Annotated in this window: 26 protein-coding genes; 11 read left to right on the forward strand and 15 right to left on the reverse strand. The window is 66.6% G+C overall.

All coding sequences use genetic code 11. The features are described 5' to 3' along the window. Positions 1 to 10: 10 nt before the first annotated feature. Positions 11 to 430 (forward strand): hypothetical protein, encoded by a 420-nt coding sequence (locus ACFYOW_RS43430; protein WP_387296925.1) that lies wholly within the window; start codon positions 11 to 13, stop codon positions 428 to 430. Here the strand turns inward: ACFYOW_RS43430 and ACFYOW_RS43435 are convergent. After that, positions 417 to 548, reverse strand: a complete 132-nt coding sequence (locus tag ACFYOW_RS43435) for a hypothetical protein (protein ID WP_387296927.1) — start codon at positions 546 to 548, stop codon at positions 417 to 419. The two genes, ACFYOW_RS43430 and ACFYOW_RS43435, sit on opposite strands and share 14 nt — an antisense overlap. Positions 549 to 806: 258 nt before the next feature. Between ACFYOW_RS43435 and ACFYOW_RS43440 the strand changes: the two genes are divergently transcribed. Together ACFYOW_RS43440 and ACFYOW_RS43445 are read left to right on the forward strand one after the other, a co-directional pair. Then, positions 807 to 1,196 carry a YchJ family protein gene (locus ACFYOW_RS43440; protein ID WP_387296929.1) on the forward strand — a complete coding sequence of 130 codons (390 nt, stop codon included), beginning with the start codon at positions 807 to 809 and terminating at the stop codon, positions 1,194 to 1,196. Positions 1,197 to 1,213: 17 nt separating this feature from the next. Beyond that, a complete protein-coding gene (locus tag ACFYOW_RS43445; protein ID WP_387296931.1) occupies positions 1,214 to 1,504 on the forward strand; it encodes a SelT/SelW/SelH family protein in 291 nt (96 codons plus the stop codon). A gap of 29 nt (positions 1,505 to 1,533) precedes the next feature. On the opposite strand, the gene ACFYOW_RS43450 is transcribed toward ACFYOW_RS43445, so the two are convergent. Further along, the gene (locus tag ACFYOW_RS43450; RefSeq protein WP_387296933.1) at positions 1,534 to 1,761 is read right to left on the reverse strand and encodes a zinc ribbon domain-containing protein; all 228 of its coding nucleotides are present in this window, start codon (positions 1,759 to 1,761) and stop codon (positions 1,534 to 1,536) included. Positions 1,762 to 1,914: 153 nt separating this feature from the next. Between ACFYOW_RS43450 and ACFYOW_RS43455 the strand changes: the two genes are divergently transcribed. Then, a complete protein-coding gene (locus ACFYOW_RS43455) occupies positions 1,915 to 3,492 on the forward strand; it encodes a carboxylesterase/lipase family protein (RefSeq protein WP_387296935.1) in 1,578 nt (525 codons plus the stop codon). Between the two features lie 127 nt (positions 3,493 to 3,619). On the opposite strand, the gene ACFYOW_RS43460 is transcribed toward ACFYOW_RS43455, so the two are convergent. The 3 genes from ACFYOW_RS43460 to rfbD all read right to left on the reverse strand — a co-directional run bounded on the left by ACFYOW_RS43460 (position 3,620) and on the right by rfbD (position 6,751). Then, positions 3,620 to 4,699, reverse strand: a complete 1,080-nt coding sequence (locus tag ACFYOW_RS43460) for a sugar phosphate nucleotidyltransferase (RefSeq protein WP_387296937.1) — start codon at positions 4,697 to 4,699, stop codon at positions 3,620 to 3,622. A 114-nt stretch (positions 4,700 to 4,813) separates the two neighbouring features. Beyond that, positions 4,814 to 5,713, reverse strand: coding sequence for a glycosyltransferase family 2 protein (locus tag ACFYOW_RS43465; RefSeq protein WP_387296939.1), 900 nt, complete (start codon positions 5,711 to 5,713; stop codon positions 4,814 to 4,816). A gap of 171 nt (positions 5,714 to 5,884) precedes the next feature. Then, on the reverse strand, positions 5,885 to 6,751 hold the full coding sequence (gene rfbD / locus ACFYOW_RS43470; RefSeq protein ID WP_387296941.1) for a dTDP-4-dehydrorhamnose reductase: 867 nt from the start codon (positions 6,749 to 6,751) through the stop codon (positions 5,885 to 5,887). A 230-nt stretch (positions 6,752 to 6,981) separates the two neighbouring features. On the opposite strand from rfbD, the gene ACFYOW_RS43475 reads away from it, so the two are divergent. The 3 genes from ACFYOW_RS43475 to ACFYOW_RS43485 all read left to right on the forward strand — a co-directional run bounded on the left by ACFYOW_RS43475 (position 6,982) and on the right by ACFYOW_RS43485 (position 10,696). Continuing rightward, the gene (locus ACFYOW_RS43475; protein ID WP_387297023.1) at positions 6,982 to 8,457 is read left to right on the forward strand and encodes an LCP family protein; all 1,476 of its coding nucleotides are present in this window, start codon (positions 6,982 to 6,984) and stop codon (positions 8,455 to 8,457) included. Between the two features lie 18 nt (positions 8,458 to 8,475). After that, complete coding sequence (locus ACFYOW_RS43480; RefSeq protein ID WP_387296943.1) at positions 8,476 to 9,198, forward strand: TIGR03089 family protein; 723 nt, start codon at positions 8,476 to 8,478, stop codon at positions 9,196 to 9,198. 103 nt (positions 9,199 to 9,301) lie between these two features. Further along, positions 9,302 to 10,696, forward strand: coding sequence for a cytochrome P450 (locus ACFYOW_RS43485; protein ID WP_387296945.1), 1,395 nt, complete (start codon positions 9,302 to 9,304; stop codon positions 10,694 to 10,696). Here ACFYOW_RS43485 and ACFYOW_RS43490 read toward each other — a convergent pair. After that, the gene (locus tag ACFYOW_RS43490) at positions 10,618 to 11,631 is read right to left on the reverse strand and encodes an NAD(P)/FAD-dependent oxidoreductase (RefSeq protein ID WP_387296947.1); all 1,014 of its coding nucleotides are present in this window, start codon (positions 11,629 to 11,631) and stop codon (positions 10,618 to 10,620) included. The two genes, ACFYOW_RS43485 and ACFYOW_RS43490, sit on opposite strands and share 79 nt — an antisense overlap. 158 nt (positions 11,632 to 11,789) lie before the next feature. Here ACFYOW_RS43490 and ACFYOW_RS43495 point away from each other — a divergent pair, with 158 nt between their 5' ends. Continuing rightward, positions 11,790 to 12,377: a helix-turn-helix domain-containing protein gene (locus tag ACFYOW_RS43495; protein ID WP_387296949.1), complete on the forward strand. Its 588-nt coding sequence runs from the start codon at positions 11,790 to 11,792 to the stop codon at positions 12,375 to 12,377. 30 nt (positions 12,378 to 12,407) lie between these two features. On the opposite strand, the gene ACFYOW_RS43500 is transcribed toward ACFYOW_RS43495, so the two are convergent. Both ACFYOW_RS43500 and ACFYOW_RS43505 read right to left on the reverse strand, forming a co-directional pair. Further along, entirely contained in the window at positions 12,408 to 13,109 is a 702-nt protein-coding gene (locus ACFYOW_RS43500; RefSeq protein ID WP_387296951.1) for a response regulator, read from the reverse strand. After that, positions 13,106 to 14,773 (reverse strand): ATP-binding protein, encoded by a 1,668-nt coding sequence (locus ACFYOW_RS43505; protein ID WP_387296953.1) that lies wholly within the window; start codon positions 14,771 to 14,773, stop codon positions 13,106 to 13,108. The genes ACFYOW_RS43500 and ACFYOW_RS43505 overlap by 4 nt, the downstream gene beginning before the upstream one ends. A 131-nt stretch (positions 14,774 to 14,904) precedes the next feature. Between ACFYOW_RS43505 and ACFYOW_RS43510 the strand changes: the two genes are divergently transcribed. Continuing rightward, positions 14,905 to 16,293: a cation:dicarboxylate symporter family transporter gene (locus tag ACFYOW_RS43510; protein WP_387296955.1), complete on the forward strand. Its 1,389-nt coding sequence runs from the start codon at positions 14,905 to 14,907 to the stop codon at positions 16,291 to 16,293. Between the two features lie 61 nt (positions 16,294 to 16,354). Here the strand turns inward: ACFYOW_RS43510 and ACFYOW_RS43515 are convergent, their stop codons facing one another. Next, positions 16,355 to 16,573, reverse strand: a complete 219-nt coding sequence (locus ACFYOW_RS43515) for a DUF4287 domain-containing protein (protein ID WP_387296957.1) — start codon at positions 16,571 to 16,573, stop codon at positions 16,355 to 16,357. A gap of 146 nt (positions 16,574 to 16,719) precedes the next feature. Beyond that, the gene (locus ACFYOW_RS43520) at positions 16,720 to 17,139 is read right to left on the reverse strand and encodes a DUF4267 domain-containing protein (protein ID WP_387296959.1); all 420 of its coding nucleotides are present in this window, start codon (positions 17,137 to 17,139) and stop codon (positions 16,720 to 16,722) included. Between the two features lie 102 nt (positions 17,140 to 17,241). Between ACFYOW_RS43520 and ACFYOW_RS43525 the strand changes: the two genes are divergently transcribed. Together ACFYOW_RS43525 and ACFYOW_RS43530 are read left to right on the forward strand one after the other, a co-directional pair. Continuing rightward, a complete protein-coding gene (locus tag ACFYOW_RS43525) occupies positions 17,242 to 17,838 on the forward strand; it encodes a TetR/AcrR family transcriptional regulator (protein WP_387296961.1) in 597 nt (198 codons plus the stop codon). A 35-nt stretch (positions 17,839 to 17,873) separates the two neighbouring features. After that, positions 17,874 to 19,337, forward strand: a complete 1,464-nt coding sequence (locus ACFYOW_RS43530) for a phytoene desaturase family protein (protein WP_387296963.1) — start codon at positions 17,874 to 17,876, stop codon at positions 19,335 to 19,337. Positions 19,338 to 19,392: 55 nt separating this feature from the next. On the opposite strand, the gene ACFYOW_RS43535 is transcribed toward ACFYOW_RS43530, so the two are convergent. The 5 genes from ACFYOW_RS43535 to ACFYOW_RS43555 all read right to left on the reverse strand — a co-directional run bounded on the left by ACFYOW_RS43535 (position 19,393) and on the right by ACFYOW_RS43555 (position 25,207). Further along, positions 19,393 to 20,310 carry a cation diffusion facilitator family transporter gene (locus ACFYOW_RS43535; protein ID WP_387296964.1) on the reverse strand — a complete coding sequence of 306 codons (918 nt, stop codon included), beginning with the start codon at positions 20,308 to 20,310 and terminating at the stop codon, positions 19,393 to 19,395. A gap of 270 nt (positions 20,311 to 20,580) precedes the next feature. Next, positions 20,581 to 21,801: a mannose-6-phosphate isomerase, class I gene (gene manA / locus ACFYOW_RS43540; RefSeq protein WP_387296966.1), complete on the reverse strand. Its 1,221-nt coding sequence runs from the start codon at positions 21,799 to 21,801 to the stop codon at positions 20,581 to 20,583. Then, complete coding sequence (locus ACFYOW_RS43545) at positions 21,801 to 23,024, reverse strand: tobH protein (RefSeq protein ID WP_387296968.1); 1,224 nt, start codon at positions 23,022 to 23,024, stop codon at positions 21,801 to 21,803. Before ACFYOW_RS43545 ends, manA begins: the two co-directional genes overlap by 1 nt. A 370-nt stretch (positions 23,025 to 23,394) precedes the next feature. Beyond that, positions 23,395 to 24,765 (reverse strand): phosphomannomutase/phosphoglucomutase, encoded by a 1,371-nt coding sequence (locus ACFYOW_RS43550; RefSeq protein WP_387297025.1) that lies wholly within the window; start codon positions 24,763 to 24,765, stop codon positions 23,395 to 23,397. Positions 24,766 to 24,826: 61 nt separating this feature from the next. Beyond that, positions 24,827 to 25,207: a DUF3499 domain-containing protein gene (locus ACFYOW_RS43555; protein WP_083898166.1), complete on the reverse strand. Its 381-nt coding sequence runs from the start codon at positions 25,205 to 25,207 to the stop codon at positions 24,827 to 24,829. Positions 25,208 to 25,250 lie beyond the last annotated feature (43 nt).

Here is a 25,250-nt window from a genome sequence, read left to right on the forward strand (position 1 = left end):
CAAGCAGGGGGTGGCGGGGAAACCGCATCCGCCGCGGCCGACGGTGGCCGAGCGGTTCGATGCGGTGGATCGACTGCTCGACGGGTCGGTGACCGATGCCGATGGGCTGTGGTCGCGGGCGACGGTGTGGATTCTGCGGCTCGCGCTCGAGCAATCCGTCGACGAGTTGTGGTTGCAGGTGGCACCGGAATTGGCCCGCTGCCCGATGCGCGCCCAACTGCTCGCCCTGCGCGTATTCGCGGGCGACGCCACCGCCGCGCAGGTCGCGACGGTATGGGCAGCCCTGTCCCGCGCCGCTCACCACCACGATTACGAACTCGCCCCGAGCGTCACCGAACTACGCCGCTGGCGCGAGCAGACCGCAGCCATCGCCACCTCACTCGCTACAGCCGCCACCGGCTGGATCGATCGAGAAGTCAGGACTGACTGAACAGTCCGATGACGCCGGCCAGCAGCGAAAGGCCCTCCGAGGCAATGGCGGAACCGGTTCCCAACATGTTCAACACATTCAGCAGTCCCATGGCGGGCTCCTTGATCGGTGTCGACACTTCCGCTTATCCACACGGTGATTCGTCGCCCCCGAGTTGCTGGATCGCCTATGTCAGTGCGCCTTTACGCGACACTCCGCCCGACACGCCAACTTGAACCAAACCCATTCGTGCCCCGAGCTCCCTCGAACGCATGGATCAAGATCAGGTGGAATCTGCGCGGGCATCGCCCGAGTAGCCTCCTCCACCAGTGCCACCTGATCTTGATCAGGGGCCCCGGAGCGCGCAGTGATCCGCACGGCGGCAAGATTCGGAGTCATGGACGATTCACAGCCGTGCCCGTGTAAGCGTGGGGAGCCGTTTGGCGCCTGCTGTGGACCGGTGCTGGCGGGGGAGCGGCCCGCGGCGACGGCCGAGGCGCTGATGCGTTCGCGCTACACCGCATTCGCGCTCGGCGATACCGAATACCTGCTGCGGTCCTGGCATCCGCGCACGCGACCGAAGTCGCTAGACCTGGATCCGGCCCAGCGCTGGCTGTTCCTGGAGATCGTGCGCACCGAACGCGGCGGACCGTTCGACGACGCCGGCACCGTGGAATTCATCGCCCACTACAAGGCCGAAGGCCGACGTGGATCTCTGCACGAGGTCAGCACATTCGCCCGGGTGGACGGCGCCTGGGTCTACCTCGACGGCATCATCGAACCGTGACCGGTAGCGTGCCACCCATGCCACGTGTCGCGATCGAATACTGCACGCAATGCCGCTGGTTGCTGCGCGCGAGCTGGATGGCACAGGAATTGCTGAGCACCTTCGCCACCGAACTCGGTGAAGTGGCGCTGATCCCCGGCACCGGCGGCGTGTTCCGCATCACCATCGACGGCGACCAGATCTGGGAGCGCAAGGCGGACGGCGGATTCCCGGATATCGCCGTACTCAAGCAGCGCGTGCGTGACCGCGTCGCACCGGAGCGTGACCTCGGCCACGTCGACAAGCGAGACCGACCCGACCCAGCGTGATATCGACCACGCCGATCACCGCCCCGGAATCAGGAGCAGCACCCGCCACCGCAGCACCCGCCACCTGCGGGCCGCGGCGCGGGCGGGGGTGATGCGGCGCCGCCGCCACCCCTGCTGACCGTGGCGAATGTGGTCAGCAGCTTGACCGTGTCATCGTGGCCGTTCGGGCAGGCCGCCGGATTCGAGGCCTCCGCCATCGGACGGTTGACCTCGAAAGTGTCGCCACAGCTGCGGCACCGGAAGCTATAACTCGGCATCGGCCCAGCGTAGCGCCAAGGGTGATGAGGTGCGTCCCACCTATCCCACTGTCGAACTGGACGTACTCTCGATAAGAGATCGCTAGGTGCTTGGACCCGGCCGGAGCAAACTCGCAGCGCACCTGCCCGGGGCGTAGGCAGGAGGTGCGGAAGATGACCACGCAGTTCGATATCGAACCTGGCTCCGAGGTCGGCGACACCGAGCCGGTCGCCCAGACGACCTGGGGCCGCGTGAGTGGACGCTGGGACGGACCGGTCGCGGTGTGGCGCAGCATTCCGTACGCATCCGCGCCGTCCGGTCCGAACCGGTTCCGGCCGCCACTGCCGCCGCGGCCGTGGGATGGCATCCGCGAGTGCACGACCTTCGGCGAGATCGCCCCGCAGACAATGGGCAATATGGTCCCGGTCGACTCCGACCTGCGGACCGGGGAGGACTGCCTGTGGCTCAATGTGTGGTCGCCGCGCTGTTCCGCTGATACCGGTACGCCCCGCCCGGTCCTGGTGTGGCTGCACGGCGGCGCGTACTGCCTCGGCACCGCGGCCCAGGAGATCTACGACGGTCGCAAGTTGGCCGAAGCCGGTGACGTGGTCGTGGTGACGGTCAATTACCGCATCGGCGCCCTCGGCTTCCTCGACTTGTCCTCGCTCTCCGACGATTTCACGCCGAACCTCGGTCTGCACGACCAGATCGCCGCACTCGAGTGGGTTCGCGACAATATCGCCGCATTCGGCGGCGATCCGGGCAACGTGACGCTTTTCGGCGAATCGTCCGGCGCCGGATGCGTGACCGCACTGCTGACCGCACCGCCTGCGGCCGGTCTGTTCCATCAGGCGATCGCGCAAAGTCCGCCCGCGACAACGGTTTTCGGCCAGGAGCGGGCTGCCGCTGTGGCCCAGCGCTTTCTGGAACTGATCGAATTGCCGTATTCGCGCGCAAGCGAATTGCTGGAATGCCCGATCGACCGGATCGTGACGGCCGCGGGCGTACTACTGGACGAGATTCCGTTGAAGGAGCCGGGCCGACTGGCCGCCGCGCCGGTCGTCGACGGTTATCTGGTCCCGACCTATCCCATCGACCGCTTCCAACAGGGCCGTTCGCATCGCGTGCCGCTGATCATCGGCACCAATAAGGACGAGGCCTCGCTGTTCCGCGTCCTCCGCTCGCCGATCATGCCGGTGACCCCGGATGCGGTGAATGCCATGCTGCGCGATGTGGCCGCCAATCATCCGGAGATGTCGCCAGAGCGCATCGCCGAAATCACCTCTGCCTATCCGGATCTCGCGAAAACCCGTGGCGCGCTTGCCATGTCCACCGACGCGGCCTTCCGCATGCCGGCCCACTGGGTCGCCGACGGCCACGCCCAGCATTCACCAACATGGATGTACCGCTTCGACCACGCCACCCCCATGCTGAAGGCCGCCCGCGTCGGCGCCGGTCACGCTACCGAATTGCCTTATGTCTTCGGCAATTTCGGCACGTTGAACCATGATCCCACCTTCTGGCTCGGCGGCCGCAAGGTGGCAATGGAAGTCTCCGGTCGCATGCAACGCCGCTGGCTCGCCTTCGCCACCCACGGTGTTCCCGCCGCCATCGACGGCTCCAAACACTGGCCCCCCTACCGCCCGAGCACCCGCACCACACTCCTGATCGACAACATCGACCGGGTAATCGACGACCCGGACCGCGACCTGCACACCGCCTGGGGCGAACAGGCCGTCGGCTTCAGCTGAGTCCCTGCGCCACCTTCTCCGAGGCCGCTGAGGGTCAACCGGGTTGGCCGCGCGCGGCGGTCGAGCTCCCACACGGTTCACCGTGCGCCAACCTCGCGCACGCCGAATAGCCTGGTGCGCCTTTCTATTACACGTCTGTGGAGAAGCGGATGCCGCCGTCCGGGATATCGACGCCGGGCCAGATGCGGGCGCCGCGTAGTAGTTCGCAGCGGGCGCCGACGTTGGCGCCGTCGCCGATGACGGCGTCGCGGACGAGGGCGCGGGGGCCGATGCGGGCGCCGAAGCCGATGATGGAGCGTTCCACGGTGGCGCCTGCTTCGATGCGGGCGCCGTCGAAGAGCACCGCTCCGTCGAGGCGCGCGCCTGCGCCGACTTCGGCGCCGCGCCCGACGACGGTGCCGCCGATGAGCAGCGCGCCTGGGGCGACGCCCGCACCCTCGTGGACGAGAGATTCACCACGCTGTCCGGGCAGGGCCGGGGAGGGTGCGATGCCGCGGACCAGGTCGGCCGAGCCGCGGACGAAGTCCTCCGGCGTACCCATATCGCGCCAGTAGGAGGAGTCGACGTGTCCCTGCACGCGGGCACCTTCGGCGAGCAGCGCGGGAAACACCTCGCGCTCCACCGACACCGGTCGCCCCGCCGGGATCTTCTCGATGTATTCGCGCCGGAAGACATAACAACCGGCGTTGATCTGATCGGTCGGCGGATCCTGCGTCTTCTCCAGGAAGGCGGTGACCCGCCCATCCTCGTCGGTCGGCACACAGCCGAATGCGCGCGGATCGCTCACCCGAACCAGATGCAGGGTCACATCCGCATTCGTGGACTCGTGGGTGTCCAGGATCGCACCGAGATCGGTGCCGCCGAGCACGTCGCCGTTGAACACCATGATGTTGTCGGCGCGCAGCTTGGGCAGCACATTGCGGATGCCGCCACCCGTGCCGAGCGGTTCGGTCTCGGTGACGTACTCGAGGTCGAGGCCGAGGTCGGCGCCGTCACCGAAGTGTTCCTCGAAGACCTCCGCCTTGAACGAGGTGCCGAGCACGACGTGGGTGATTCCGGCGTCCGCGATGCGGGCGAGCAGGTGGGTCAGGAACGGCAGTCCGGCCGTCGGCAGCATCGGCTTGGGCGCCGACAGGGTGAGCGGACGTAACCGCGTGCCCTGGCCGCCGACCAGAATCACGGCGTCGGTGCCTGCATTTCCTGCCATCATGCTCCCTGTTCACAGTGGATCGTGTGCTCGGTGGTGCGCGTCACCGGACAGACACCAGTTTCAGTACCCAGCGACACGGGTTCGGCACTGTTGTGTGCCGAACTTGTGACGTTAGCTCTGGGCTTCCCGCGCCTGTTGACGCAGCGCAGATCGAACCGCAATTCGGGAACGGATCGCAAGTCCGGCCCGCAACGCCAACCGCAGCGGCGCCTGCCACCAGTGCGGATGCCGATCGGCCTGGAATCGGTACGCGCTCGCGTGGTGGGCGGGCAGCATCACCTCGGGATGGCGTCCGGCCGCGTGGCCCTTGGCATGGGTGACCTCGGCATCGGGCACGAAGACGTTGTGCCAACCGGCCTTGCCCATCCGGTCGCCGAAGTCCACGTCCTCCATGTACATGAAGTAGCGCGAGTCGAAGCCGTCGATCGAATCGAAGGCCGCGCGCCGCACCAGCAGACACGAACCGGACAGCCAGCCGACGGCCCGCTCGGAGATCTGCTCGTTGTCCTGGCGGTAGCGCAGGGTCCACGGATTCGACGGCCACACGGTGCCGAGAATGGCGTGTCCGGCGCCGTCGAGCAGTCCGGGCACCGAGCGTGCGGACGGGTAGACGCTGCCGTCGGGCTCGCGCACCATCGGTCCGAGCGCGCCCGCCCGCGGCCAGCGCTTGGCGGCGGCGAGCAGTTTGTCGATGGAGTCGCTGCCCCAGCGAATATCCGGATTGGCGATGACGATGAATTCGACGCTCGGATCGATCTCCGCGACCGCCCGGTTGATCGCACCGCCGTAACCGATATTTCCGCCGGTCCGCAGCAGCCGCACGTGTGCGTTGGCCTCCGCCGCCAGCTCAGGCGCACCGTCCACCGAACCGTTGTCGGCGAGGATCACCTGCGGTTTTTCGCTGGTGGCAGCGGCCAGGGTGGTGATGAAGTGCTCGAGGTGCTCGCCGGGTGAATAAGTCACCGTGACGACGACAAGGCCGCCGGGGGCAGCAGATCCGGAATCGCTCACGACTGCGCCTCGCTGACGCTCGGCTCCGTCGTTCGCGAAAGCGCGCTGTGTCTTTGGTTCACTCGCTGACGCTCGCTCACGACTGCTCCTCGCTGACGCTCGGCTCCGTCGTGCGCGATTGCGCGCTGTGTTGTTGGTTCACTCGCTGTCGCTCCCTCACGGGCATGCAGCCTACTGTGACAACCCCGACAGCGCGTCCCCGAGTGCGACCTCCCACCGGCGCAGCGGAGTCAGTCCGGCATCGGCCCAGGAACGGTTGGACAACACCGAATATGCCGGGCGCCGTGCGGGTCTCGGAAATGCGGTCGAGTCACACGGGCGCACCCGAGTCGGATCCGCGCCGATTCCGGCGAATATCGCCCGCGCGAATTCGAACCAGCTGACCTGGCCGGAGTTGGTGGCGTGCAGCACTCGCGGCGCATCCGGCCGACCCGCCAATTCCAGGAGTCCGGCGGCCAGATCGGCGGCGTAGGTCGGGGAGCCGAGCTGGTCGTCGACCACGTCGAGGGTGTCGCGTTCGCGTTCCAGCCGCAGCATGGTCGCGACGAAATCGCTTCCGCGCCCGGTATATACCCACGCGGTGCGCACCACATGCGCGTGCGGCGCGGTTGCCAGCACGGCCTGTTCGCCTGCCAATTTGGATCTGCCGTAGACGGTGGCGGGTTCGGTCGGGTCGTCGGTGTCATACGGCTTGTCGTGGGTTCCCGCGAACACGTAGTCGGTCGAAACATGGATCAATCGGGCATCCACCTCCGCACAGGCGGCAGCGAGTACCGCCGGTCCGGTCGCATTGACCGCGAAGGCGGCCTCGGGATCGGACTCGGCCTGGTCGACGGCGGTGTAAGCGGCGCAGTTCAGCACGACATCACCCGGTTCGAGTGCGGCGCGCACAGCGTCCGCGTCCGTGATGTCCAATTCGTCGCGACCGAAGGCGTGGGCATCGGGTGCGCGGTGCAACAGTTCGCGTCCCAACTGCCCACCGGCACCGGTCACGACGAGGCGCGCGGCTACGGTCGATGAGGGCGATATCGCGGTCACGGGCACGAGTCTGGCACGCCGTGGCACCTGCGGTTGTGGTCCGCCGCGGTAGCCGTCGGTTAGCCTCGGGGCAAGCAAGACGGGGGCTACCGGAGGCGGGGCGGTCGAGTCAGCGACGTGTCGGCTTCTACGAACCGGCGCCGCGCAGTCGGTACATCAGCTGGGAGCGCGCGGGCAAGCGCAGCCGGATGCTCGGTTTTTGGCGAGAGGATGCAGTGGTGCCGCAGAAGATGAGGGCGACAGCGTCGTCGCGACTACCCGCAGCCGGGAGCGGCCTGGGTCCGCTGCGCGCGTTCGTCGCGGCCGGGGCGGTGCTGGTCCTGCTCATCACCGGATTCGCCTGGCACAGTGTCGACTCGCTGATTTCGAATATCGAACGCATCGGCGGCCTCGGCCTCGGCGGCGGGAGCGACGGCGCCGTCGACATCCTGCTGGTCGGCGTGGACAGCCGCACCGACGCGCACGGCAATCCGCTCAGCAGCAATGAGCGCGCCATGTTGCATGCGGGCGATGAGGTCGGCACCAATACCGACACCATCGTGCTGGTTCGCGTCCCGAACGACGGCCGCTCCGCCACCGCCATCTCCATTCCGCGCGACTCCTATGTCGACATTCCAGGCGTCGGCACGAGCAAGATCAACTCGGCCTACGGCGCGACCAAAGAGGCTCAGCGCCGCAAGCTGATCAACCAGGGCGTCTCGGAGGCCGACGCGGAAAAGCAGTCCACCCAGGCCGGTCGCCAAGCGCTGATCAAGACAGTGGCCAATCTCACCGGCATCACGGTCGACCACTACGCCGAGGTCAGTTTGCTCGGGTTCGTGCTGCTGACCGATGCGGTCGGCGGGGTCGATGTCTGCCTGAACAATCCCGTGGACGAATGGATGTCCGGCGCCGACTTCCGGGCGGGTCGTCAGAAGCTCGACGGCCCACAGGCTTTGAGCTTCGTGCGCCAGCGCCATGATCTGCCGCGCGGCGATCTGGACCGGATCGTGCGCCAGCAGGTCTTCATGGCGCGGTTGGTCGGCCAGGTCCTCAGCACCAAGACACTGAGCAATCCGGGCAAGTTGCGAAATCTCAGTGATGCGGTCGGTCGCACCGTCGTGCTGGACGACGATTGGGACGTGCTGGCGTTTCTGCAACAGTTGAAGGATCTTTCGGGCGGTCAGGTCAGTTTCGAGACGATTCCGGTCGCCGATCTCAACGACACGACCAGCGATGGTGAATCGGTCGTACGGGTGGATCCGAAAGCGGTGAAGTCGTATGTGGCTTCGCTGGTCGACGGCAAGTCGGAGGATCATGCCGAGCCGACGATCGATCCGGCATCGGTGAGCGTCAGTGTGTTCAATGCGAGTGGGATCGGCGGGCTCGCGGGACAGGTGGCACAGGCGTTGACGGCCAAGGGATTCCAAGAGGGAATAGTCGGCAACTACACCGGGCCCAGCGTCACCAGCAGTCGAGTACTAGCGATGGATACCTCGAATCCGAAGGCCAAGGCGGTCGCGAAGGCGCTCGGCGGCCTGACAGTCATCGCGGACAGCACGTTGTCCCCGGATTCGGTCAGCGTCGTGCTGGCAAGCGACTATTCTGGTCCGGGCTCGACCGCGGGCAGCATGTTCGACTTCTCCAAAACGTCGAGCACCGCAACGCCCGTACCGCCGGCTCCACCGATCGACGCAGGCCAGAACGGACCGAAATGCGTGAATTGACCATGCGTGAATTGACCGATGCGTGACCACGACCACGTGCTGACACTCGCCGAGGCAGTACTCGATCCGATCCTCGAGCGCGACCCGGCCGGTCCGCGCGTCACCTACTACGACGATGCCACCGGCGCCCGGATCGAACTCTCCGGGCTGACCCTGGCGAACTGGGCGGCCAAGACCGCCAATCTGATCCGCGACGAATTCGGGCTGAGCCCGGGTGCGCGTGTCGCGGTGCTGCTGCCCGCGCACTGGCAGACCGCCGCGGTGCTGCTCGGCTGCTGGTGGGCCGGGACCGAGGTAGTGCTCGGGCCCGATCCGGATGCCGATCTGGCGCTGGCGACCGCCGAGCGATTGGACGAGACCGACGGTATTCCGGAGGTCGCCGCGCTCTCGTTGGATGCCTTCGGCATGCCGGTGCGGGATCTGCCGATCGGCATCACCGATTTCGCCACCTCCGTGCGGGTGCACGGCGACCAGTTCATGCCGCGCGGCGCCGGGGTGGCGCTGGGCGGGATGCCGGTCTCCGAGGTGCTCGCCGAGGCCAGAAAATCCGCTGTGCTGCAAGGGTTTTCCGAGGGCGACCGGGTGCTGTCGAACACTTCCTGGGATACCCCGGCCGAACTGATCGACGGGTTCGTCTCGGTGCTGGTGGCGGGGGCCTCACTGGTGCAGGTGGTCAATCCGGATCCGGCGCTGCGCGAGCGGCGCATCGAATCCGAGCGGGTCACCGCGCAGCGCGGCTGAGCTCCTACCCTGGTATAGGTCGGCGTCCGACCATGGGACGTTCCACCCTGGCCGGGGAGTGCGTACGGTGGAATTGTCGCGCAACGATGGGGTTGGTGAAGTGATGAAGCCGCAGTACTGGTTCCGGTGGTTATCGGTGCAGGGTGCGCCGCGGTTGGCCCTGCGCACCCAGGCGCGGCGCGGCGATCCGTTCGCCCAACTGATGGGCGGACCGGATGGTCTCGCCGATCCCTATCCACTGATCGAGCGGCTGCGCGGACAGGGGCGGCTGCAGCGCACCGCGATCGCGTGGGCGAGCTTCGACCATGAGCTGTGCCGAGCCGTACTGCGGGACAACCGATTCGGTGTGCGCACCACCGACAGCTTCAATATTCCGAAGCCGCTGCAATTGCTCGCCGAGCGACTTCCCTTGCCGCCCAATCCGGTCGAGCCGCCGTCCATGCTGGTCATCGACCCGCCGCAGCATACGCAGATGCGTAAGCCGGTCGCGTCGGCCTTCACCCCGCGTGCGATCCGCCGATTGCGGGAACGGGTCGAGACCGTCACCGAGGAACTGCTCGGTGCGCTGCCCTCGGGTGGTTCGGCCGATCTGATCGCGTCGTATGCCGCGCAGGTGCCGATCGCCATCATCTCGGAAATGCTCGGCTTCCCGGAAAAGGACCGAAAGCTATTCCTGGACTGGGGCGATCGGATGACGCCGCTGCTCGATATCGGGATTTCCTGGCGGGCATTCCGGCGTGCGCTCGGCTCGATGGAGGTGATGAACGATTACCTCGACGGCCATATCGCGCGACTGCGTCGCGAACCGGGCGACGATATCCTCAGCAGTCTGGTCACCTCGGGTGAACTCGACGATTTCGCCTTGAAGGCGACCGCGAGCCTGTTGATGGGCGCGGGCTTCGAGACCACGGTCAACCTGATCGGCAACGGCGTCGCCCAATTGGTCACGCATCCCGAACAGTTGGATCGATTGCGCGCCGAACCGGATCTCTGGCCGAATGCGGTCGAAGAGGTGCTGCGCATCGATGCGCCGGTGCAGACGACGGCGCGAATCGCATCGACCGACTTGGAACTCGAGGGTGTGCCGCTGCACAAGGGCAATACCGTGGTGCTGTCGCTGGCAGGTGCGAACCGCGATCCCGCCGTCTTCGCCGATCCAGATGTCTTCGATGTAGGCCGCTCGAATGCCAAGGAGCACTTGACATTCAGTAGCGGCATCCACGTCTGCCTCGGTGCGAGCCTGGCCCGCATGGAAGCACCTACGCGCTGCAATCCTTGTTCGAGCGCTTCCCGGACCTGCAACTCGATGGGGCGCCGCAGCGTCGAAAGTTGTTCACGCTGCACGGATATGAGCGGATGCCGGTTCGGCTCGGTCGCCGGGCCGGCACCCCGGCTCGCGAGCCGACGACGGTCTGAGGACTATATGCCGTGCCGACGGTCGCCCGTAACGGCCTCGCACAGTTGCGCTTCGGTTTCGGCGGAGAACGGTTCGCGGTAGGCGGCAACGGCTCGGCGGGTTTCCTCGGCGACCAGATCGGCGTTGATCTGAGCTGCTGCGGCCGCGCCTGCTGCTGCGGCCGCGCCGACCTGGGCCGTCAGGTCGGTGACATTGCCTGCGGCCCAGACGCCGGGCACATCGGTTCGGCCGGTGGCGTCGGTGGTGATGTATTCGCCGACGCCTGCCGGGTGTTCGGTCGGTTGCAGTCCGAGTGTTTCGAGGAAGTTCGCTCGGGCGACCATCCGTGAGCCGACCACCACGACCTCGCGGGCGATTACGGTGCCGTCGCTCAACCGCACTCCCGCGAGGCGGTCGTCGACGATCTCCAGCGCCGTCACTTCGCCGTGCACCACGCGGATGCCGCGGGCGTTCAACTCCTCCGACTGTTCGGCGGTCGGTGGCATGGTGTGCGAGAAGTACGTGACATCGGTGGTGAGCTGACGGAACAGCAGTGCCTGGTGCACCCCCATCGGGCCGGTGCCGAGCACACCGATGGCCTGGTCGCGGACCTCCCAGCCGTGGCAGTACGGGCAGTGGATCACATCGCGGCCCCAACGCTCCCGCAGTCCCGCGATCTCGGGTAGCTCATCGACCAGACCGGTGGTCACCAAGAGCCGACGTGCCCGCACGGACCGGTCACCGAGGCACACCGCGAATCCGTCGCCATCCCGCGCGACCGTGATGACCTCGCCGTTCACCACATGTCCGCCATAGCCGCGGACCTCGGCCCGACCGCGTTCGAGCAATTCGCCCGGTGGCGTTCCGTCCCTGGCGAGCAGTCCGTGCACGCCCTCGGCCGGGGCATTGCGTGGTTGCCCCGCATCGATCACAACCACTGACCGTCGCATTCTGGCAAGCATCAGCGCGCCGCTCAATCCGGCCGCGCCACCGCCTATCACCACCACGTCATAGCCGTCATTCAAATGATCGGTCACAGCTCCACCTCGCTGGCGCTCGGCTCCGCTGCGACCGTTGATGCTGTGCTGATGGTTCCCTCGCTTTGCTCGGTCACATGACCACCTCCTCGAAACGACCATGCGGCCCGGTCGCCGATTTTGGCAAACAAACTTGCCGATATGGCAATCTGGTTGGCATGGACAACGACCTCGGCCAAGCCCTCGACGCGGTCGGGCCTCGGTTACGCGCGCTGCGCCGCCAACGCGAAACCACATTGGCCGACCTCTCGACGGAAACCGGCATCTCGGTGAGCACCCTGTCGCGCCTGGAATCCAGTGCCCGCCGCCCAACCCTCGAATTACTGTTGCCGCTGGCCAAGGCGCACGGCGTCACCCTCGACGAACTCGTCGACGCCCCACCCACCGGCGACCCGCGCATCCACCTGCGCCCGACCACCCGCCACGGCATGACCTATCTGCCCCTGACCCGCCGAGCGGGCGGCATCCAGGCCTACAAACTGGTGATCCCCCCGAATATCCGCCGCGACCCCGACCCACGAACCCATGAGGGCTACGAATGGCTCTACGTGCTCAACGGCCGCCTCCGCCTGATCCTCGGCGAACACGATGTAGTCCTCACCCCCGGCGAAGCCGCCGAATTCGACACCCGCGTCCCGCACTGGTTCGGCACCGCCGGCCCCGACCCCGTCGAATTCCTGAGCCTTTTCGGCAAACAAGGCGAACGCGCCCACCTCCGCACCACCCCCAAACCCCGCCCGAACTGACAAATCGCACTGCCCATCCGGAATAGCGATTTATTCCGGGCGGATTTTCCAGATGTAGCGGGTTTTGGGGCGGCCGGCTCGGCCGTAGTCGGATTTGCGGTCGACGAGGCCGTCGTCGGCCAGCTTTTCCAAGTAGCGCCAGGCTGTAATGCGCGAAACGCCGACCGTGCTGGCTGTGTCGGCGGCGGTGACGCCGCCGGGGGCGTCGCGGACGGTGCGGGAGATTTCGTCCAGGGTTTGGGGGGCAACGCCTTTGGGGGCGGTGGCGCGTTGGTCGGAGGTGCGTAGCGCGCCGAGGGCTCGGTCGATGTCGTGTTGGGAGATGGCGGTTTCGCCTGCGGGCAGAGCGGTGCGAAATTCGCGGTAGCGTTCGAGTTTGTCGCGAAAGGCGGCGAAGGTGAACGGTTTGAGCAGGTAGAGGACCACGCCGTAGGAGACTGCGGTGCGCACCATGGCCAGGTCGCGGGCCGAGGTGATGGCAATGACGTCGGGGCGGGGTGCGAGGCCGGTCAGGGCGGCGGCCACATCGAGGCCACTGGCATCGGGAAGTCCGATATCCATGAGCACCAGGTCGATCGGCGCATTCTCGGCGGCGGCATCGGCGGCGGCGCGCATGGCCTCGCGACCGGTGTGCGCGACCGCGACCGCGTTGAAGCCCGGAATCCGTTCGACGTAGGCGCGGTGCGCCTCGGCGATCAATGGCTCGTCCTCGACGATCAACACTCGGATCATCGCGCATCCTTTCGTGGGATCGTCACGGTCACGGCACTTTCCGGATCGCGTTCGGTGCCGATCACGCCGCCGTGCCGGTCGACAAGGCGATGGACCAGTGCCAGCCCGAGGCCCTGATGGTCGGCCTTGGTGGAGTAGCCGCGTTCGGCGGCGCGGGCGAAGGTTTCCGCCGACATTCCGGGCCCGCTGTCCGCGACGCGCACGTACAGTGCCGAATCGTTCGCCGATCGCACCGACTCCAACGCCGTCGCCGACTCGATGGCAAGCGCCGGATCCGGTGCCAGCGCCGGATCGACCACGTCTGACGAATACTGTTGACGCACAGTCACTTCCACCCAGCCAACCGAGCCGTCAGCGGCTGCGTCGATGGCATTGTCGATCAGATTACCCACCAGCGTCACCGTCTCCTGCGCGGACAGCGGCGCGGTCGAGTCGAGCGCCGTATCCTCGGTGATCGTCAGCTCGATGCCGCGCTCGGCGGCCTGGTTCACCTTGCCGAGCAGCAATGCGGCAAGTGCGGGATCGCCGACCGAGGCGAGCAGCCGATCGATTAGGGCTTGGGACAGTTGAAGTTCCGCGGTCGCGAATTCCACTGCTTCTCGATAGCGGCCCAACTCGACCATGGTGATCACGGTGTGCAGCCGGTTGGCCGATTCGTGCGCCTGCGCGCGCAGCGATTCCGCGAAACCCCGCACCGAATCGAGTTCACCCATCACGGTGCGCAATTCGGTGTGGTCGCGAATGGTGATCACGGTGCCGATCGGCCGCCGGTCCCAGGTGACGACATCCTGATTGACCAGCAGAATCCGATCCGTGGTCACATGCATCTCGTCGCGGACCACCCCCCAACTCATCCGCTGCATCGAGATCGGCAGATCCGCGCGCGCGACGGGCCCATCGGGCAGATCGAGCAGCCTGCGCGCCTCGTCGTTGACGACTTCGGCACCATCACTGTTCGGACCGAACACCACCAGGCCCTCGTGGATCGAATGCAGTACCGCATCGTGCTGTTCGTACATCGTGCGCAGCTCATCCGGCGCGAGACCGTGCGTCTGTCGGCGAATCCGGCGACTCAGCAGGAACGAACCCGCCGCCGCGACCACCAGACCCGCCGCGGCCACGCCGAGAATCAACGGCAATTGCGTGCCGACCTGAGCGCCGATCCGCGCCCGCGTTACGCCCGCCGACACCAATGCGACGATGCGACCGTCGTCGTAGACCGGTGTGACCGCTCGAATGGAGGGCCCGAGCGTTCCGGAAAACGTCTCGGTGAACGTCTCGCCGGCCAGTGCCCGATCGATATTGCCGCTGAACGGCTGCCCGATGCGTTCGGGTGTGGTGTGGGTGTACCGGGTCCGATCCGGGGCCATCACCACGATGAAGTCCATCCCGGTCGCCATGCGGGTCCGTTCGGTCACCGGTTGCAGCAGGGCGGTGGGGTTGGAGGTGCGTAGCGCTTCGAGGGTGGAGGGCGCCTGTGCGACGGTCACCGCGACATCGGTGACCTCGCGCGAGGTGGTGACATCGCTGTGATGCCTGGTGTCCAGGACGGCTAGCACCGCCCCGATTCCGATGACCAACCCGAGCACCACGAGCTGGAGCACGAAGGCCTGTCCGGCCAGCGATAGCCGACCGCGTCCCCCGTGTTTCTCACCGCGCAACACTTTCTTTCCCTCGTGCCATTTTGAACGTAATGCACCAAAGCGTGACCGCCATCACCTCTAGCAGCCAACATTGTGCACGTGAGGGCGTGAGCCACCTCACGCCGGTACCACTTGAAGAGGACTTCCCCCGCATGAGCGATAGCACCGACCGAACAACGGACACCGCCGCAACACCACTGCGGCCGGTGCCACGCGACCGCACCCATTGGCTTTATCTGGCCGTCATCGTCGCCGTCATCGCGGGAATTCTGGTCGGCTGGAAGGCCCCCGAATTCGGTCAGGACGTCGGCCCGCTGGGCACGATGTTCGTCAATCTGATCAAGATGATGATCGCGCCGGTCATCTTCTGCACGATCGTGCTCGGCATCGGCTCGGTGCGCTCGGCCGCCAATGTCGGCAAGGTCGGCGGACTCGCGCTCGGGTACTTCCTGGTGATGTCGACAGTTGCGCTCGGCATCGGCATGGTCGTCGGCAACCTGCTGGAGCCGGGCTCCGGCATGAATATCGCCAAGACCGCCAACCAGGGCGCGAAGCTGGCCGATCAGGCGCATGCCGCGGGTGGTACCTGGGAGTTCATCCAGAGCATCATTCCGACCACGCTGCTGTCCTCGCTGACCACCGGCAGTGTGCTGCAGGCGCTGTTCATCGCGCTTCTCGTCGGGTTTGCGCTGCAGGCGATGGGGAAGACGGGCGAGCCGATCCTGCGCGGTGTCGCATCGCTGCAGAAGCTGGTGTTCCGGATTCTGTCGATGATCCTGTGGCTGGCCCCGATCGGTGCGTTCGGCGCGATCGCGAATGTGGTCGGCAAGACCGGACTCGATGCGGTCAAGCAACTCGCGCTGCTGATGGTCGCGTTCTACCTGACCTGTCTGGTGTTCATCTTCGGCGTGCTCGGCGTGCTGCTGTGGAGCGTGTCGCGGGTTTCGGTCTTCAAACTGGTCCGCTATCTGGCGCGGGAGTACCTGCTGATCCTCGGCACCTCTTCTTCGGAGTCGGCGCTGCCGCGGTTGATCGCCAAGATGGAGCACCTCGGCGTCGAACGGACCACGGTCGGTGTCGTTGTGCCGACCGGATACTCGTTCAACCTGGACGGCACCGCCATCTACCTGACCATGGCGTCGCTGTTCATCGCCGATGCGATGGGCAAGCCGCTCGGCATCGGGGAACAGGTCGGCCTGCTGTTGTTCATGATCGTCGCCTCCAAGGGCGCGGCGGGTGTCACCGGCGCGGGTCTGGCCACGCTGGCCGGCGGATTGCAGAGCCATCGTCCCGAACTGCTCGACGGCGTCGGCCTCATCGTCGGAATCGACCGGTTCATGTCGGAAGCCCGTGCGCTGACCAACTTCTCGGGCAACGCCATCGCCACGGTGCTGGTCGGCACCTGGACCAAGACCGTCGATGTGGACCGAGTGCACACGGTCCTCGATCGCAAACTGCCCTTCGACGAGCGGACCATGGTCGACGATGACCACGGCCCGCGGCCGCAGCAGGACGACGCCAAGGATCTGGTTTCGGCCTAGCTGTACCCGTATAACGAAGGGGCCCGCAGGATCTGCGGGCCCCTTCGTGGTGTCGGTGGGATCAGTCGGCCCACTTCTCCGGATTCAGGTAGTGCTGGGCGATCGCAGTGGCGTGGCCGTGGCCGAAGCTGTGCTCGGACTTCAGCCATTCGACGATTTCCTTGTGCGAGGCCAGATTCGACGCGCGCACGGCGGACTTCCACTCGTCGATGGTGCGGCCGTATTCGGCCTCGATCGATGGGAAGTAGGACGCGGGCCCCTTGGGCTTGGTCGTTGCCATGTTCGTCTCCTCTGTTCTTGCGTTCAGCGGTATGGACGGTGCTGATCGCCGAAACTCATCGGCGCGATCCGGATTGTGTGCCGGATCGCGAATACCGCCGCCGACCAAGCGATTTGCGAGGTCGGCGGCGGTTTCGGAACCGGTGATCAGGCTTTGACCTCGGCGCGTTCCTGTCGATTCGCGACAGTCCGCTCGCGGATCAGCAGCACACCGGTCACGGCGACCAGTGCGGCGGTAAGCCCATGGATGCCGAAGGCGGCCGCGGTGGATCCGCCCCAGCTGAGCACGGTGAGCATGTCGCCGATCGGAACCAGCGCGATGACGAGGGTGACGATGCCGAGGGCGTAGCGCTGCTTGGTGGCGAGCAGCACCAGGATGATCAGCCCGGAGACGATATCGCGGACGCCCTTGAGATTCATGAAGGCGACCGCGTCGCCCTTCGGCCATTCCGGCAGGCCGAATCCGGTGGCAGTGGTTTCCGGCGTGACCAGGTAGCTGATGCCGATGTAGAGGATGAAGGCCGCGCCGATGAGGGAAAGGACGGTGGCGATGCGCGAGATGGTCACGGGTGCTCCTCGAACTAGTGCTCCAAAATCTAGCGACGCTAGGTCTTCGAGCTACATTAATGGAGCCTCGATAGTTTGTCTAGCGCTGCTAGAATTTCGACTATGACCACGCAGAGCCGCAAAGAACGCGAACGAGCCGAACGACACCAGCGCATCATCGACACCGCACGTGAACTCGCCGAAACCTCGGGCTGGGAGGCGGTGACCGTGCGCCGCCTGGCCGAACGAATCGAATACAGCCAGCCGGTGCTCTACAGCCATTTCGCGGGTAAGGCGGCGATCGTGTCGGCCGTCGCCGAGCAGGGAATCGTCGAACTCACCGCCCATCTGCGGGAAAGGCGAGCGGCCGCGCAGGATCCGGTCGCGGTACTCGAGGCCGTGGTGCGCGGTTACCTGGACTTCGCCACCGAGAATCCGGCCCGCTATGACGCGATGTTCGTCCTCGATACCGAACTCAACTTCGGCAACGACGCACCACAGGCGCTGCGTGATGCGTTCGATGAGATCCAGAGCGCATACGCGCCGTTCGCCGGCGAGTTCGATCTACAGGCGGGCACCGAGGTGGTCTGGAGCACGGTGCACGGCATCGCCACCCTGGATCGCAGCGGTCGCCTGGTCGACGACCTGCGCGAAGAGCGCATCCGGGTGCTGCTCGGCCAGTGGACGGGTCAGGGCGTGCGCGATACCTCGCGCGGGTAACGGCACAGCCTCGGTCGGCCCGGCAGAATCGAGGTATGCCTGATGTCGTCGTGGTCGGTTCCGGTCCCAACGGTCTCGCGGCGGCGGTGATCCTGGCCCGTGCCGGTCTCACCGTCGAGGTGTACGAGGCGCAGGCCACCGCGGGCGGCGGGAGCCGCACCGCCGAGCTGACGCTGCCCGGATATCGGCACGATGTCTGCGCCGGTGCACATCCGATGGCATTGGCGTCGCCGTTCTTTCGCGCCTTCGATCTGGCCGCGCATGGTGTCGAACTGCTCGCGCCCGAGGTGTCCTACGCGCATCCGCTCGACGGCGGAACTGCCGGTGTGGCCTGGCGCGATCTCGACCGTACCGCCGCTGATCTCGGCCGTGACGGGGCCGCATGGCGTGCGCTCTTCGAGCCGATGGTCCGACATTGGCAGCAGGTCGTGGATTTGGCGATGTCGGATCTGCGCCGTCCGCCGGCCGACCTGCTGACCGGACTGCGCTTCGGACTGCGGGTGCTCGAGCAGGGTTCGCCCCTGTGGAACCTACGATTTCGCGAGCAGACGGCACCGGCACTGCTGACCGGCGTTGCCACGCATGCGATCACGCCGCCGCGCGCCATCCCCGCGGCCGGAGCGGGCATGCTGCTGGCGACACTCGCGCACGCCGGAGGCTGGGTGCTGCCACGCGGCGGCAGCCAGGCCATTCCGGATGCGTTGATCGCCGAACTCGAACGCCTCGGCGGCAAGCTCGTCACCGGGCACCGCGTCGAATCGCTCGACGAATTCGGCGGCGCGCGTGCGATTGTGCTGGATACCGCGCCCGCCGAACTGCTGCGCATGGCGGGGGACCGGCTACCGGATCATTACGCAAAGGGGTTGCGCCGCTTCCGTTATGGCGGCGCGGCCTGCAAGGTCGACTTCGCGCTGTCCGGGCCGGTGCCATGGCGGGCACCGGGCTGTGAACTGGCCGGGACACTGCATCTGGTGGGTACCCGCGCGGAGGCAATGGCCGCCGAAAAGACCATCGCCGCAGGACAACACGCGGATCGTCCGTATGTCCTCGCCATTCAGCCGGGTGTGGTCGACCCGACGCGGGCACCGGCGGGCGGCCACACGCTCTACACCTACGCTCACGTCCCGAACGGCTCCGCCCGCGATATCAGCGCCGCCGTCATCGCCCAAGTTGAACGATTCGCCCCGGGTTTCACCGACCTGATCCTGGCCAAGAATGTCGTCACCGGCGCCGAGATGCCGACGCACAATGCCAACTACATCGGCGGCGATATCTCCGCGGGCGCGATGACCCTGCGCCAGTTCGCCTTCCGCCCGGTCCCCCGCTGGAACCCATACGCCACACCACTACCCGGCGTCTACCTCTGCTCCGCCTCGACCCCGCCCGGCCCGGGTGTCCACGGCATGTCCGGTTTGCATGCCGCGCGGCACGTGCTGCGCACGGAGTTCGGCATTCACACCGACCCACTGGATCTGCTGCGCACACCGAATCCCGCCTGAGCATGCACTTTTCGTGGGCCGGATCGCGCGGCAGGACGCGCGTGCGATCACCGAATCAGGCCCGCGTCCGGTACAGGTCGGGTTCCAGATACATCACCCGCGCGGCGGGCACGGCCGCCCGCACCCTGGCCTCCGCGTCATCGATGGCCGCGGCGATATCCTCGATATCCAGATCGGGCACGATCGAGATCTTGGCTGCCACCAGGATCTCCTCCGGCCCGAGGTACTGCGTCTTGAGGTGGATCACCCGGTCGATGCGCTTGCCGTCGACCAGGTTGGCCCGGATCGCCCTGTCCTCCTCCGGCGTCGCGCCCTCACCGATGAGCAGACTCTGCATCTCCACGATCAGGATCAGCGCGATGACGCCGAGCAGTGCACCGATGGCGAGAGTGCCGATGCCGTCCCAGATCGGGTCATCGGTGAGCATGGTCAGCCCGACCGCCGCGAATGCGAAGACCAGACCGACCAGCGCGCCGGTGTCCTCCAGCAGCACCACCGGCAGTTCCGGACTGCGCGAATTGCGGATGAACCGCCACCAGCTCGAATTGCCCTTGAGCGGGATGGATTCCCGCATCGCCGTCATGAAGCTGAAGCCCTCGAGGCAGATCGCGATGAACAGGATGACGATCGCGACGATCGGATTGCTCAGCTCCTCCGGATGCTGAACCTTGTGGATGCCCTCGTAGATGGCATAGATCGAGCCGAGGGTGAACAGCACCAGCGCCACGATGAACGAATAGAAGTAGCGATTGCGCCCGTATCCGAACGGGTGCAGTTCATCGGCATCCTGTGCGGCGCGGCGCTGACCGAGCAGCAGCAGTCCCTGGTTGGCGGTGTCCGCGACCGAGTGCACCGCCTCGGCCAGCATCGACCCGGAACCGGTGATGAACGCGCCGACGAACTTCGCCGCCGCGATCCCCGCGTTCGCCGACAACGCGGCGAGAATCGCCTTTTTGCCACCACCAGCCGACATCTGGGTCAGGTCCTCCTGTGTCCGATTTGCAGCGCCTGTGGCGCTGTGTGTTCGCGGCCCCCTGGGTGTCTCGCGTCCGACCCTTTCGAGCGACCTGCAAGCAGTCGCTAGCGGCGCAGCCGAGACTCGCGACTTCGTCGCATGCGTTCGGCCACTCGGACGCGAGACGGGCCGCGAACGTCGCTCGTAACACTCGCTCCGTTGTTGTCCGGTTAGGAGGCCCGTCGAACGAACAGCCTAAGGCAGCAGATGAACAAACTGGGCGACAGGTCAGTTCGTGCCGCCGACGCAGGCGCAGAACAACTGGGCGTCGCCGTCGACGGCCTGGGCGCGAATCTCGGTGTCGGCCGCCGATATCCACGCCGCCGCACCGCGTTCCAGCACCAGCTCGCTCACCCCTTGCAACAGCCGCACAGTCCCTACCGTGCACAGCACGATTCCAGGTCCGGCGGATGTCAACGGTACCTGCCCTGATCCGGTGGTCAGATCGAACCGCCGCAGCGCGAACTCCGGCGCGGGCGTCCGGTAGTGCACCGACCCGTCACCCGCCGGTTCCGGCAGCACCACCGGCAGATCGATCGGCTCGAAGTCCAGCACCCGCAGCAACTCCGGCACATCGACATGCTTGGGCGTGAGACCGCCGCGCAGCACATTGTCGGAGTTGGCCATGATCTCCACACCCAGTCCGCGCAGATACGCGTGCAGATTGCCCGCCGCGAGGAACAGTCCCTGTCCCGGTTCCAGCGTCAGCCGATTGAGCAGCAGCGCGGCCAGCACGCCGGTGTCGCCCGGATATGCCTCGGCGAGTTCGAGTGTGGTGCGCGCCTCGGCGGTGAACTCCCGGGCGCCCTTCACCGAGAGATAGCGCACGCATCCGTCGAGCACCTGGGGGAGCAGTGTGCCGAGGACATTCTGCGGCAGCGTGATCCAGGTCGTGAACAGCGTCCGCAGTCCGGCCGAATCGGGTTGGGCGGCGAGCAGATCCGCATATGAGCGCAGTCCCGGCACATCCAGTGCGCGCAGCAGCTCGACCGTGCGATGTGGATCCCGGAATCCCGCCAGCGCCTCGAACCGGTCCAGCGCGACAACCAATTCCGGCTTGTGGTTCTCGTCGCGATAGTTGCGCATCGGCGAATCCAGTGGCACCCGCGCGTGGTTCTCGCGCTCGAATCCGGCCCGCGCCTGCGCCGAACTCGGATGCGCCTGCAGCGATAGCGGTTCCTCGGCGGCCAGGATCTTCAACAGGAACGGCAGTCGCCCGCCGAATTCCGGTGCGGCGGGCCCGAGTTCACGCTCCGGATCGTCCGCGACCAATTCCAGCAGGGAGCGGGTGCTGTTCTCCAAGCGGACATGCGCCGGATCGGCGGGATGCGCGCCGAACCACAGCTCCGCCTCCGGATGCGCGGAAGGGACCGGTCGGCCGCACAACTGAGCGAGTGCGGTGCGTGAACCCCAGGCATAGGAACGCAGCGCACCAACGAGTTCGTGCACTAGTAGTGTCCCCCGTCGAGCTGTTCCGTGGACTGTGTCGCACCACTGCGCGAGCCGATCAACCGCAGGTAGGCGGCGGCCATCTCCAAGCGCAGTGCGAGCACCGCGAGTTGTTCGAGTTCGCTGGCATGGGCGATGGTGCCGGGCAGCGGCGCGCCCGAATCATCCACTCTGGCAGGCATTGGTGTGGCGGGATCGGTGAGCGAGGTGTGCAGCGGTTCGATATCCGCGCTCACCAGATCGGCGTCGACCAGACCTGATCTGGTGCCGCCGAAGACGGCAAGCCGGCGGCGCGCCGCGGCCTGATCCAGATCCGAGCTGAGCACGAACACCCGGATGCGCTCCACCGGCGCCGGTCCGTCGAGTTCCTCGTCGTGGAACAGCGGATCGAAGTTCGGCGCGGATTCGCCTGCGCCCTCGACCATTCGGGGGTTGGCGGCCACGGCCTCGGCCAGATCCACCGCGGTGGCGACCTTGCCCGCCGACTGCAGCAGCACCTCGGCGCCGTGCTCGGCGAGTTGGCTGGCGGCCGGGGAGTCCCCGGCCAGCACGACCGCGCGCTGCTGCATGCGCGCGGCCAGCGTCTTGGCCGGATTGTGGAAGACCTCGTTGTGCGGCCCATCGCGCAATGCCTCGGCATCGAGCACATCGGCCAGCTCGGTCAGATCGGGTACCGCGGCGCCGGAGCGGGTCGGATCGACGATGCGCAGCACCGCGATACAGGCCGCGAGGAAGCGCAGTAGACGATTGTGGTCCAGTACCGGAATCCGCGGCTCCAGCAGTGAGGTACGCCCGGCCGCCGCGGCCCGCAGCGGACCTTCGTGCGGCGCGGCGACCACAACCTCGGCGCCCCGGCGCTGTGCCCGGTCGACCGCATCGATCAGCCGGGGATCGCCCGCGTCGTCACCCGCGACGAGCACCACGTCCAGCGGGCCGACCCATGGTGGAAGGGCAGCGACCGGGACCACGGGTAGGCCGGCACGGTCGCCGAGTGCGGCGACGATCAGACTTGCGGCGCGTGCGGCCCGGCCCGAGCCGGAGACCAGCACCACGCTGCGTGGTCGCAGATCCGCGAGGCGCGCGAGCGCGTCCTCGCCGACTGCTGCCGCGGTCGCGCGTACCTGCGCGCCGCCGGATGCCGCAGAGCGCAGGGCGCCGCCGACATCGGCGGCCTCGAGCGAAGCGGCATCGTCGAGGTCGAGCACCGGTGTTCCAGCGATCATCGGGCGTCCCACCTCCCCTCATCGCGCTGTGTGCGGTCCCGCCCTGCTCCCACCCGGGCTGTCGACTCGGAGGGATCGACACGTGCGCCCGGGTCGGGCGAATCCAACGTCTGTAATTCCACTATTCCAGTCAGGAGCGAACGATGCTCAGAATCACGGTATCGGGCTGAGCCGTCCCCTTCCTCGGGCGTCGAATCGTGAGCCTGCGCGTCCATTCCGGCTGTGATTCCACTATCCCAGTCAGAACCGGACGATGCTCGGAATCTCGGTATCGGGCCGAGCCGTCTATTCCCCCGCTCGCCGAACCCAGCGCAACTGACTGTCACCGCGTGGATGTGCGATTTCATCCGCCCTGATTCCACTATTCCAGTCAGGACCGGACGATGCTCAGGATCTCGGTCACGAGCGCGTCTACTTCCTCCGTCGTTCGGGCTTCGACATTCAGCCGCAGCAACGGTTCGGTATTCGACGCGCGAAGATTGAACCAGGCGTCGTCGGCGAGCTGGACGGTGACCCCGTCCAACCGGTCCACCGATATGGCCCGATCCCCGAATGCGTCCACTACAGCCATCGTCCGCTCCTTCGCGTCCGCCACTGTCGAGTTGATCTCTCCGGACGCCGCATATGTTTCGTACGACGACATGAGCTCCGAAATCGGCCGATCCTTCTCACCGAGCGCCGCGAGCACGTGCAGGGCAGCGAGCATGCCGGAATCGGCGCCCCAGAAATCGCGGAAGTAGTAGTGCGCGGAATGCTCACCGCCGAATACCGCGCCGGTGGCCGCCATCTCCTGCTTGATGAACGAATGCCCGACCCGGGTGCGCACCGGGGTGCCGCCGAGTTCGTGCACGAGTTCGGGCACCGAGTGCGAGGTGATCAGGTTGTGGATGATGACCGCGCCCGGTTCCTTGGCCAGCTCACGCTCGGCGACCAGGGCGGTGATCGCCGACGGCGAAATCGGATTGCCGTTCTCGTCCACCACGAAGCAGCGGTCGGCGTCGCCGTCGAAGGCGAGGCCGATATCGGCGCCGGACTTGCGGACCAGTTCCTGCAGATCGACCAGATTCTTCGGATCGAGCGGATTGGCCTCGTGATTGGGGAACGAGCCGTCCAGCTCGAAGTAGAGCGGCACCAGGGTCAGCTGCGCCACGGTGCCCAGCACCTCGGGCACGGTGTGCCCGCCCATGCCGTTACCCGCGTCCACCGCGATGGTGAGCGGGCGGACATCGTCGAGATCGACCAGCCCGCGCAGGAACTTCGCGTAATCGGCCAGCAGATCGACTCTCGTGGCGCTGCCCGGCGTTCCGTCGTAGCCGGGAACCCCATTGATCACCTCGTCCTTGATCGTCGCCAGACCGGTGTCCTGACCGACCGGAAGCGCCTTCGCTCGGCACAGCTTGATGCCGTTGTAGCGGGCCGGATTGTGGCTTGCGGTGAACATCGCGCCGGGACAGTCGAGGTCACCGGAGGCGAAGTAGAGCTGATCGGTCGAGGCGAGCCCGATGTGCACCACGTCGAGGCCCTGGCCGAGTACGCCGTCGGCGAAGGCGGCGGCCAGTTCCGGGGAGGACTCGCGCATATCGTGTCCGATGACCACGCGGGTCGCGCCCTCGGCGCGCATCAACCGCGCGAACGCGGCCCCCACATCCTTGACGAATTCTCCGTCGATCTGTTCACCGACGACCCCGCGAACGTCATAAGCCTTGATCACCGCGTTCACGAATTCGGCAGAGCGGGCCACAGTCATGGTGACCACCCTAGTGGCTCGCGCCGACGCCCCTGACACGGTCCCGTCCCGACTGCTAGCTGGGCGGGTCCGGGAGTACTCGGAGGTGTCCACGCCGGCCGGTGCGCGTGGCGCGCGGTGCGGGCGGGGCGTAATCGGAGTAGCCACGCTGGTCGTGCTCCGGCGGACGGCGGCGCAGCCCGGCCTCGCGGACCGCTTCGGCCAATGCCGTCAGATCATCGTCATCCGGTGTGCTGGAAGAGAATCCGCCTTCGTGGCGAACCATCTCCCAACCCTTTGGTGCGGTGATGCGGGAAGCATGTGTTTCACACAGATCCCAGGAATGCGGTTCGGCCACCGTCGCCAGTGGCCCGACCACCGCGGTCGAGTCGGAGTACACGTAGGTGAGCGTCGCAACAGCGGGATTCTTGCAACCTGGTCGGCAGCAACGACGCATGGGGATCACGCCGATGAGAGTAACGCGCTCGACGTTGCGATGT

Origin of the sequence: Nocardia sp. NPDC006982 (assembly GCF_042869435.1) — a bacterium.
Lineage (GTDB): Bacteria > Actinomycetota > Actinomycetes > Mycobacteriales > Mycobacteriaceae > Nocardia.

What these genes read in the sequence shown, in the direction of transcription:
- ACFYOW_RS43440 (WP_387296929.1), top strand. Translation starts at nt 807, where the DNA reads ATGGACGATTCACAGCCGTGCCCGTGTAAGCGTGGGGAGCCGTTTGGC.
- ACFYOW_RS43445 (WP_387296931.1), top strand. Translation starts at nt 1,214, where the DNA reads ATGCCACGTGTCGCGATCGAATACTGCACGCAATGCCGCTGGTTGCTG.
- ACFYOW_RS43450 (WP_387296933.1), bottom strand. Translation starts at nt 1,761, where the DNA reads ATGCCGAGTTATAGCTTCCGGTGCCGCAGCTGTGGCGACACTTTCGAG.
- ACFYOW_RS43455 (WP_387296935.1), top strand. Translation starts at nt 1,915, where the DNA reads ATGACCACGCAGTTCGATATCGAACCTGGCTCCGAGGTCGGCGACACC.
- ACFYOW_RS43460 (WP_387296937.1), bottom strand. Translation starts at nt 4,699, where the DNA reads ATGGCAGGAAATGCAGGCACCGACGCCGTGATTCTGGTCGGCGGCCAG.
- ACFYOW_RS43475 (WP_387297023.1), top strand. Translation starts at nt 6,982, where the DNA reads ATGAGGGCGACAGCGTCGTCGCGACTACCCGCAGCCGGGAGCGGCCTG.
- ACFYOW_RS43480 (WP_387296943.1), top strand. Translation starts at nt 8,476, where the DNA reads ATGCGTGACCACGACCACGTGCTGACACTCGCCGAGGCAGTACTCGAT.
- ACFYOW_RS43485 (WP_387296945.1), top strand. Translation starts at nt 9,302, where the DNA reads ATGAAGCCGCAGTACTGGTTCCGGTGGTTATCGGTGCAGGGTGCGCCG.
- ACFYOW_RS43495 (WP_387296949.1), top strand. Translation starts at nt 11,790, where the DNA reads ATGGACAACGACCTCGGCCAAGCCCTCGACGCGGTCGGGCCTCGGTTA.
- ACFYOW_RS43500 (WP_387296951.1), bottom strand. Translation starts at nt 13,109, where the DNA reads ATGATCCGAGTGTTGATCGTCGAGGACGAGCCATTGATCGCCGAGGCG.
- ACFYOW_RS43510 (WP_387296955.1), top strand. Translation starts at nt 14,905, where the DNA reads ATGAGCGATAGCACCGACCGAACAACGGACACCGCCGCAACACCACTG.
- ACFYOW_RS43515 (WP_387296957.1), bottom strand. Translation starts at nt 16,573, where the DNA reads ATGGCAACGACCAAGCCCAAGGGGCCCGCGTCCTACTTCCCATCGATC.
- ACFYOW_RS43525 (WP_387296961.1), top strand. Translation starts at nt 17,242, where the DNA reads ATGACCACGCAGAGCCGCAAAGAACGCGAACGAGCCGAACGACACCAG.
- ACFYOW_RS43530 (WP_387296963.1), top strand. Translation starts at nt 17,874, where the DNA reads ATGCCTGATGTCGTCGTGGTCGGTTCCGGTCCCAACGGTCTCGCGGCG.
- ACFYOW_RS43535 (WP_387296964.1), bottom strand. Translation starts at nt 20,310, where the DNA reads ATGTCGGCTGGTGGTGGCAAAAAGGCGATTCTCGCCGCGTTGTCGGCG.
- ACFYOW_RS43545 (WP_387296968.1), bottom strand. Translation starts at nt 23,024, where the DNA reads ATGATCGCTGGAACACCGGTGCTCGACCTCGACGATGCCGCTTCGCTC.
- ACFYOW_RS43555 (WP_083898166.1), bottom strand. Translation starts at nt 25,207, where the DNA reads ATGCGTCGTTGCTGCCGACCAGGTTGCAAGAATCCCGCTGTTGCGACG.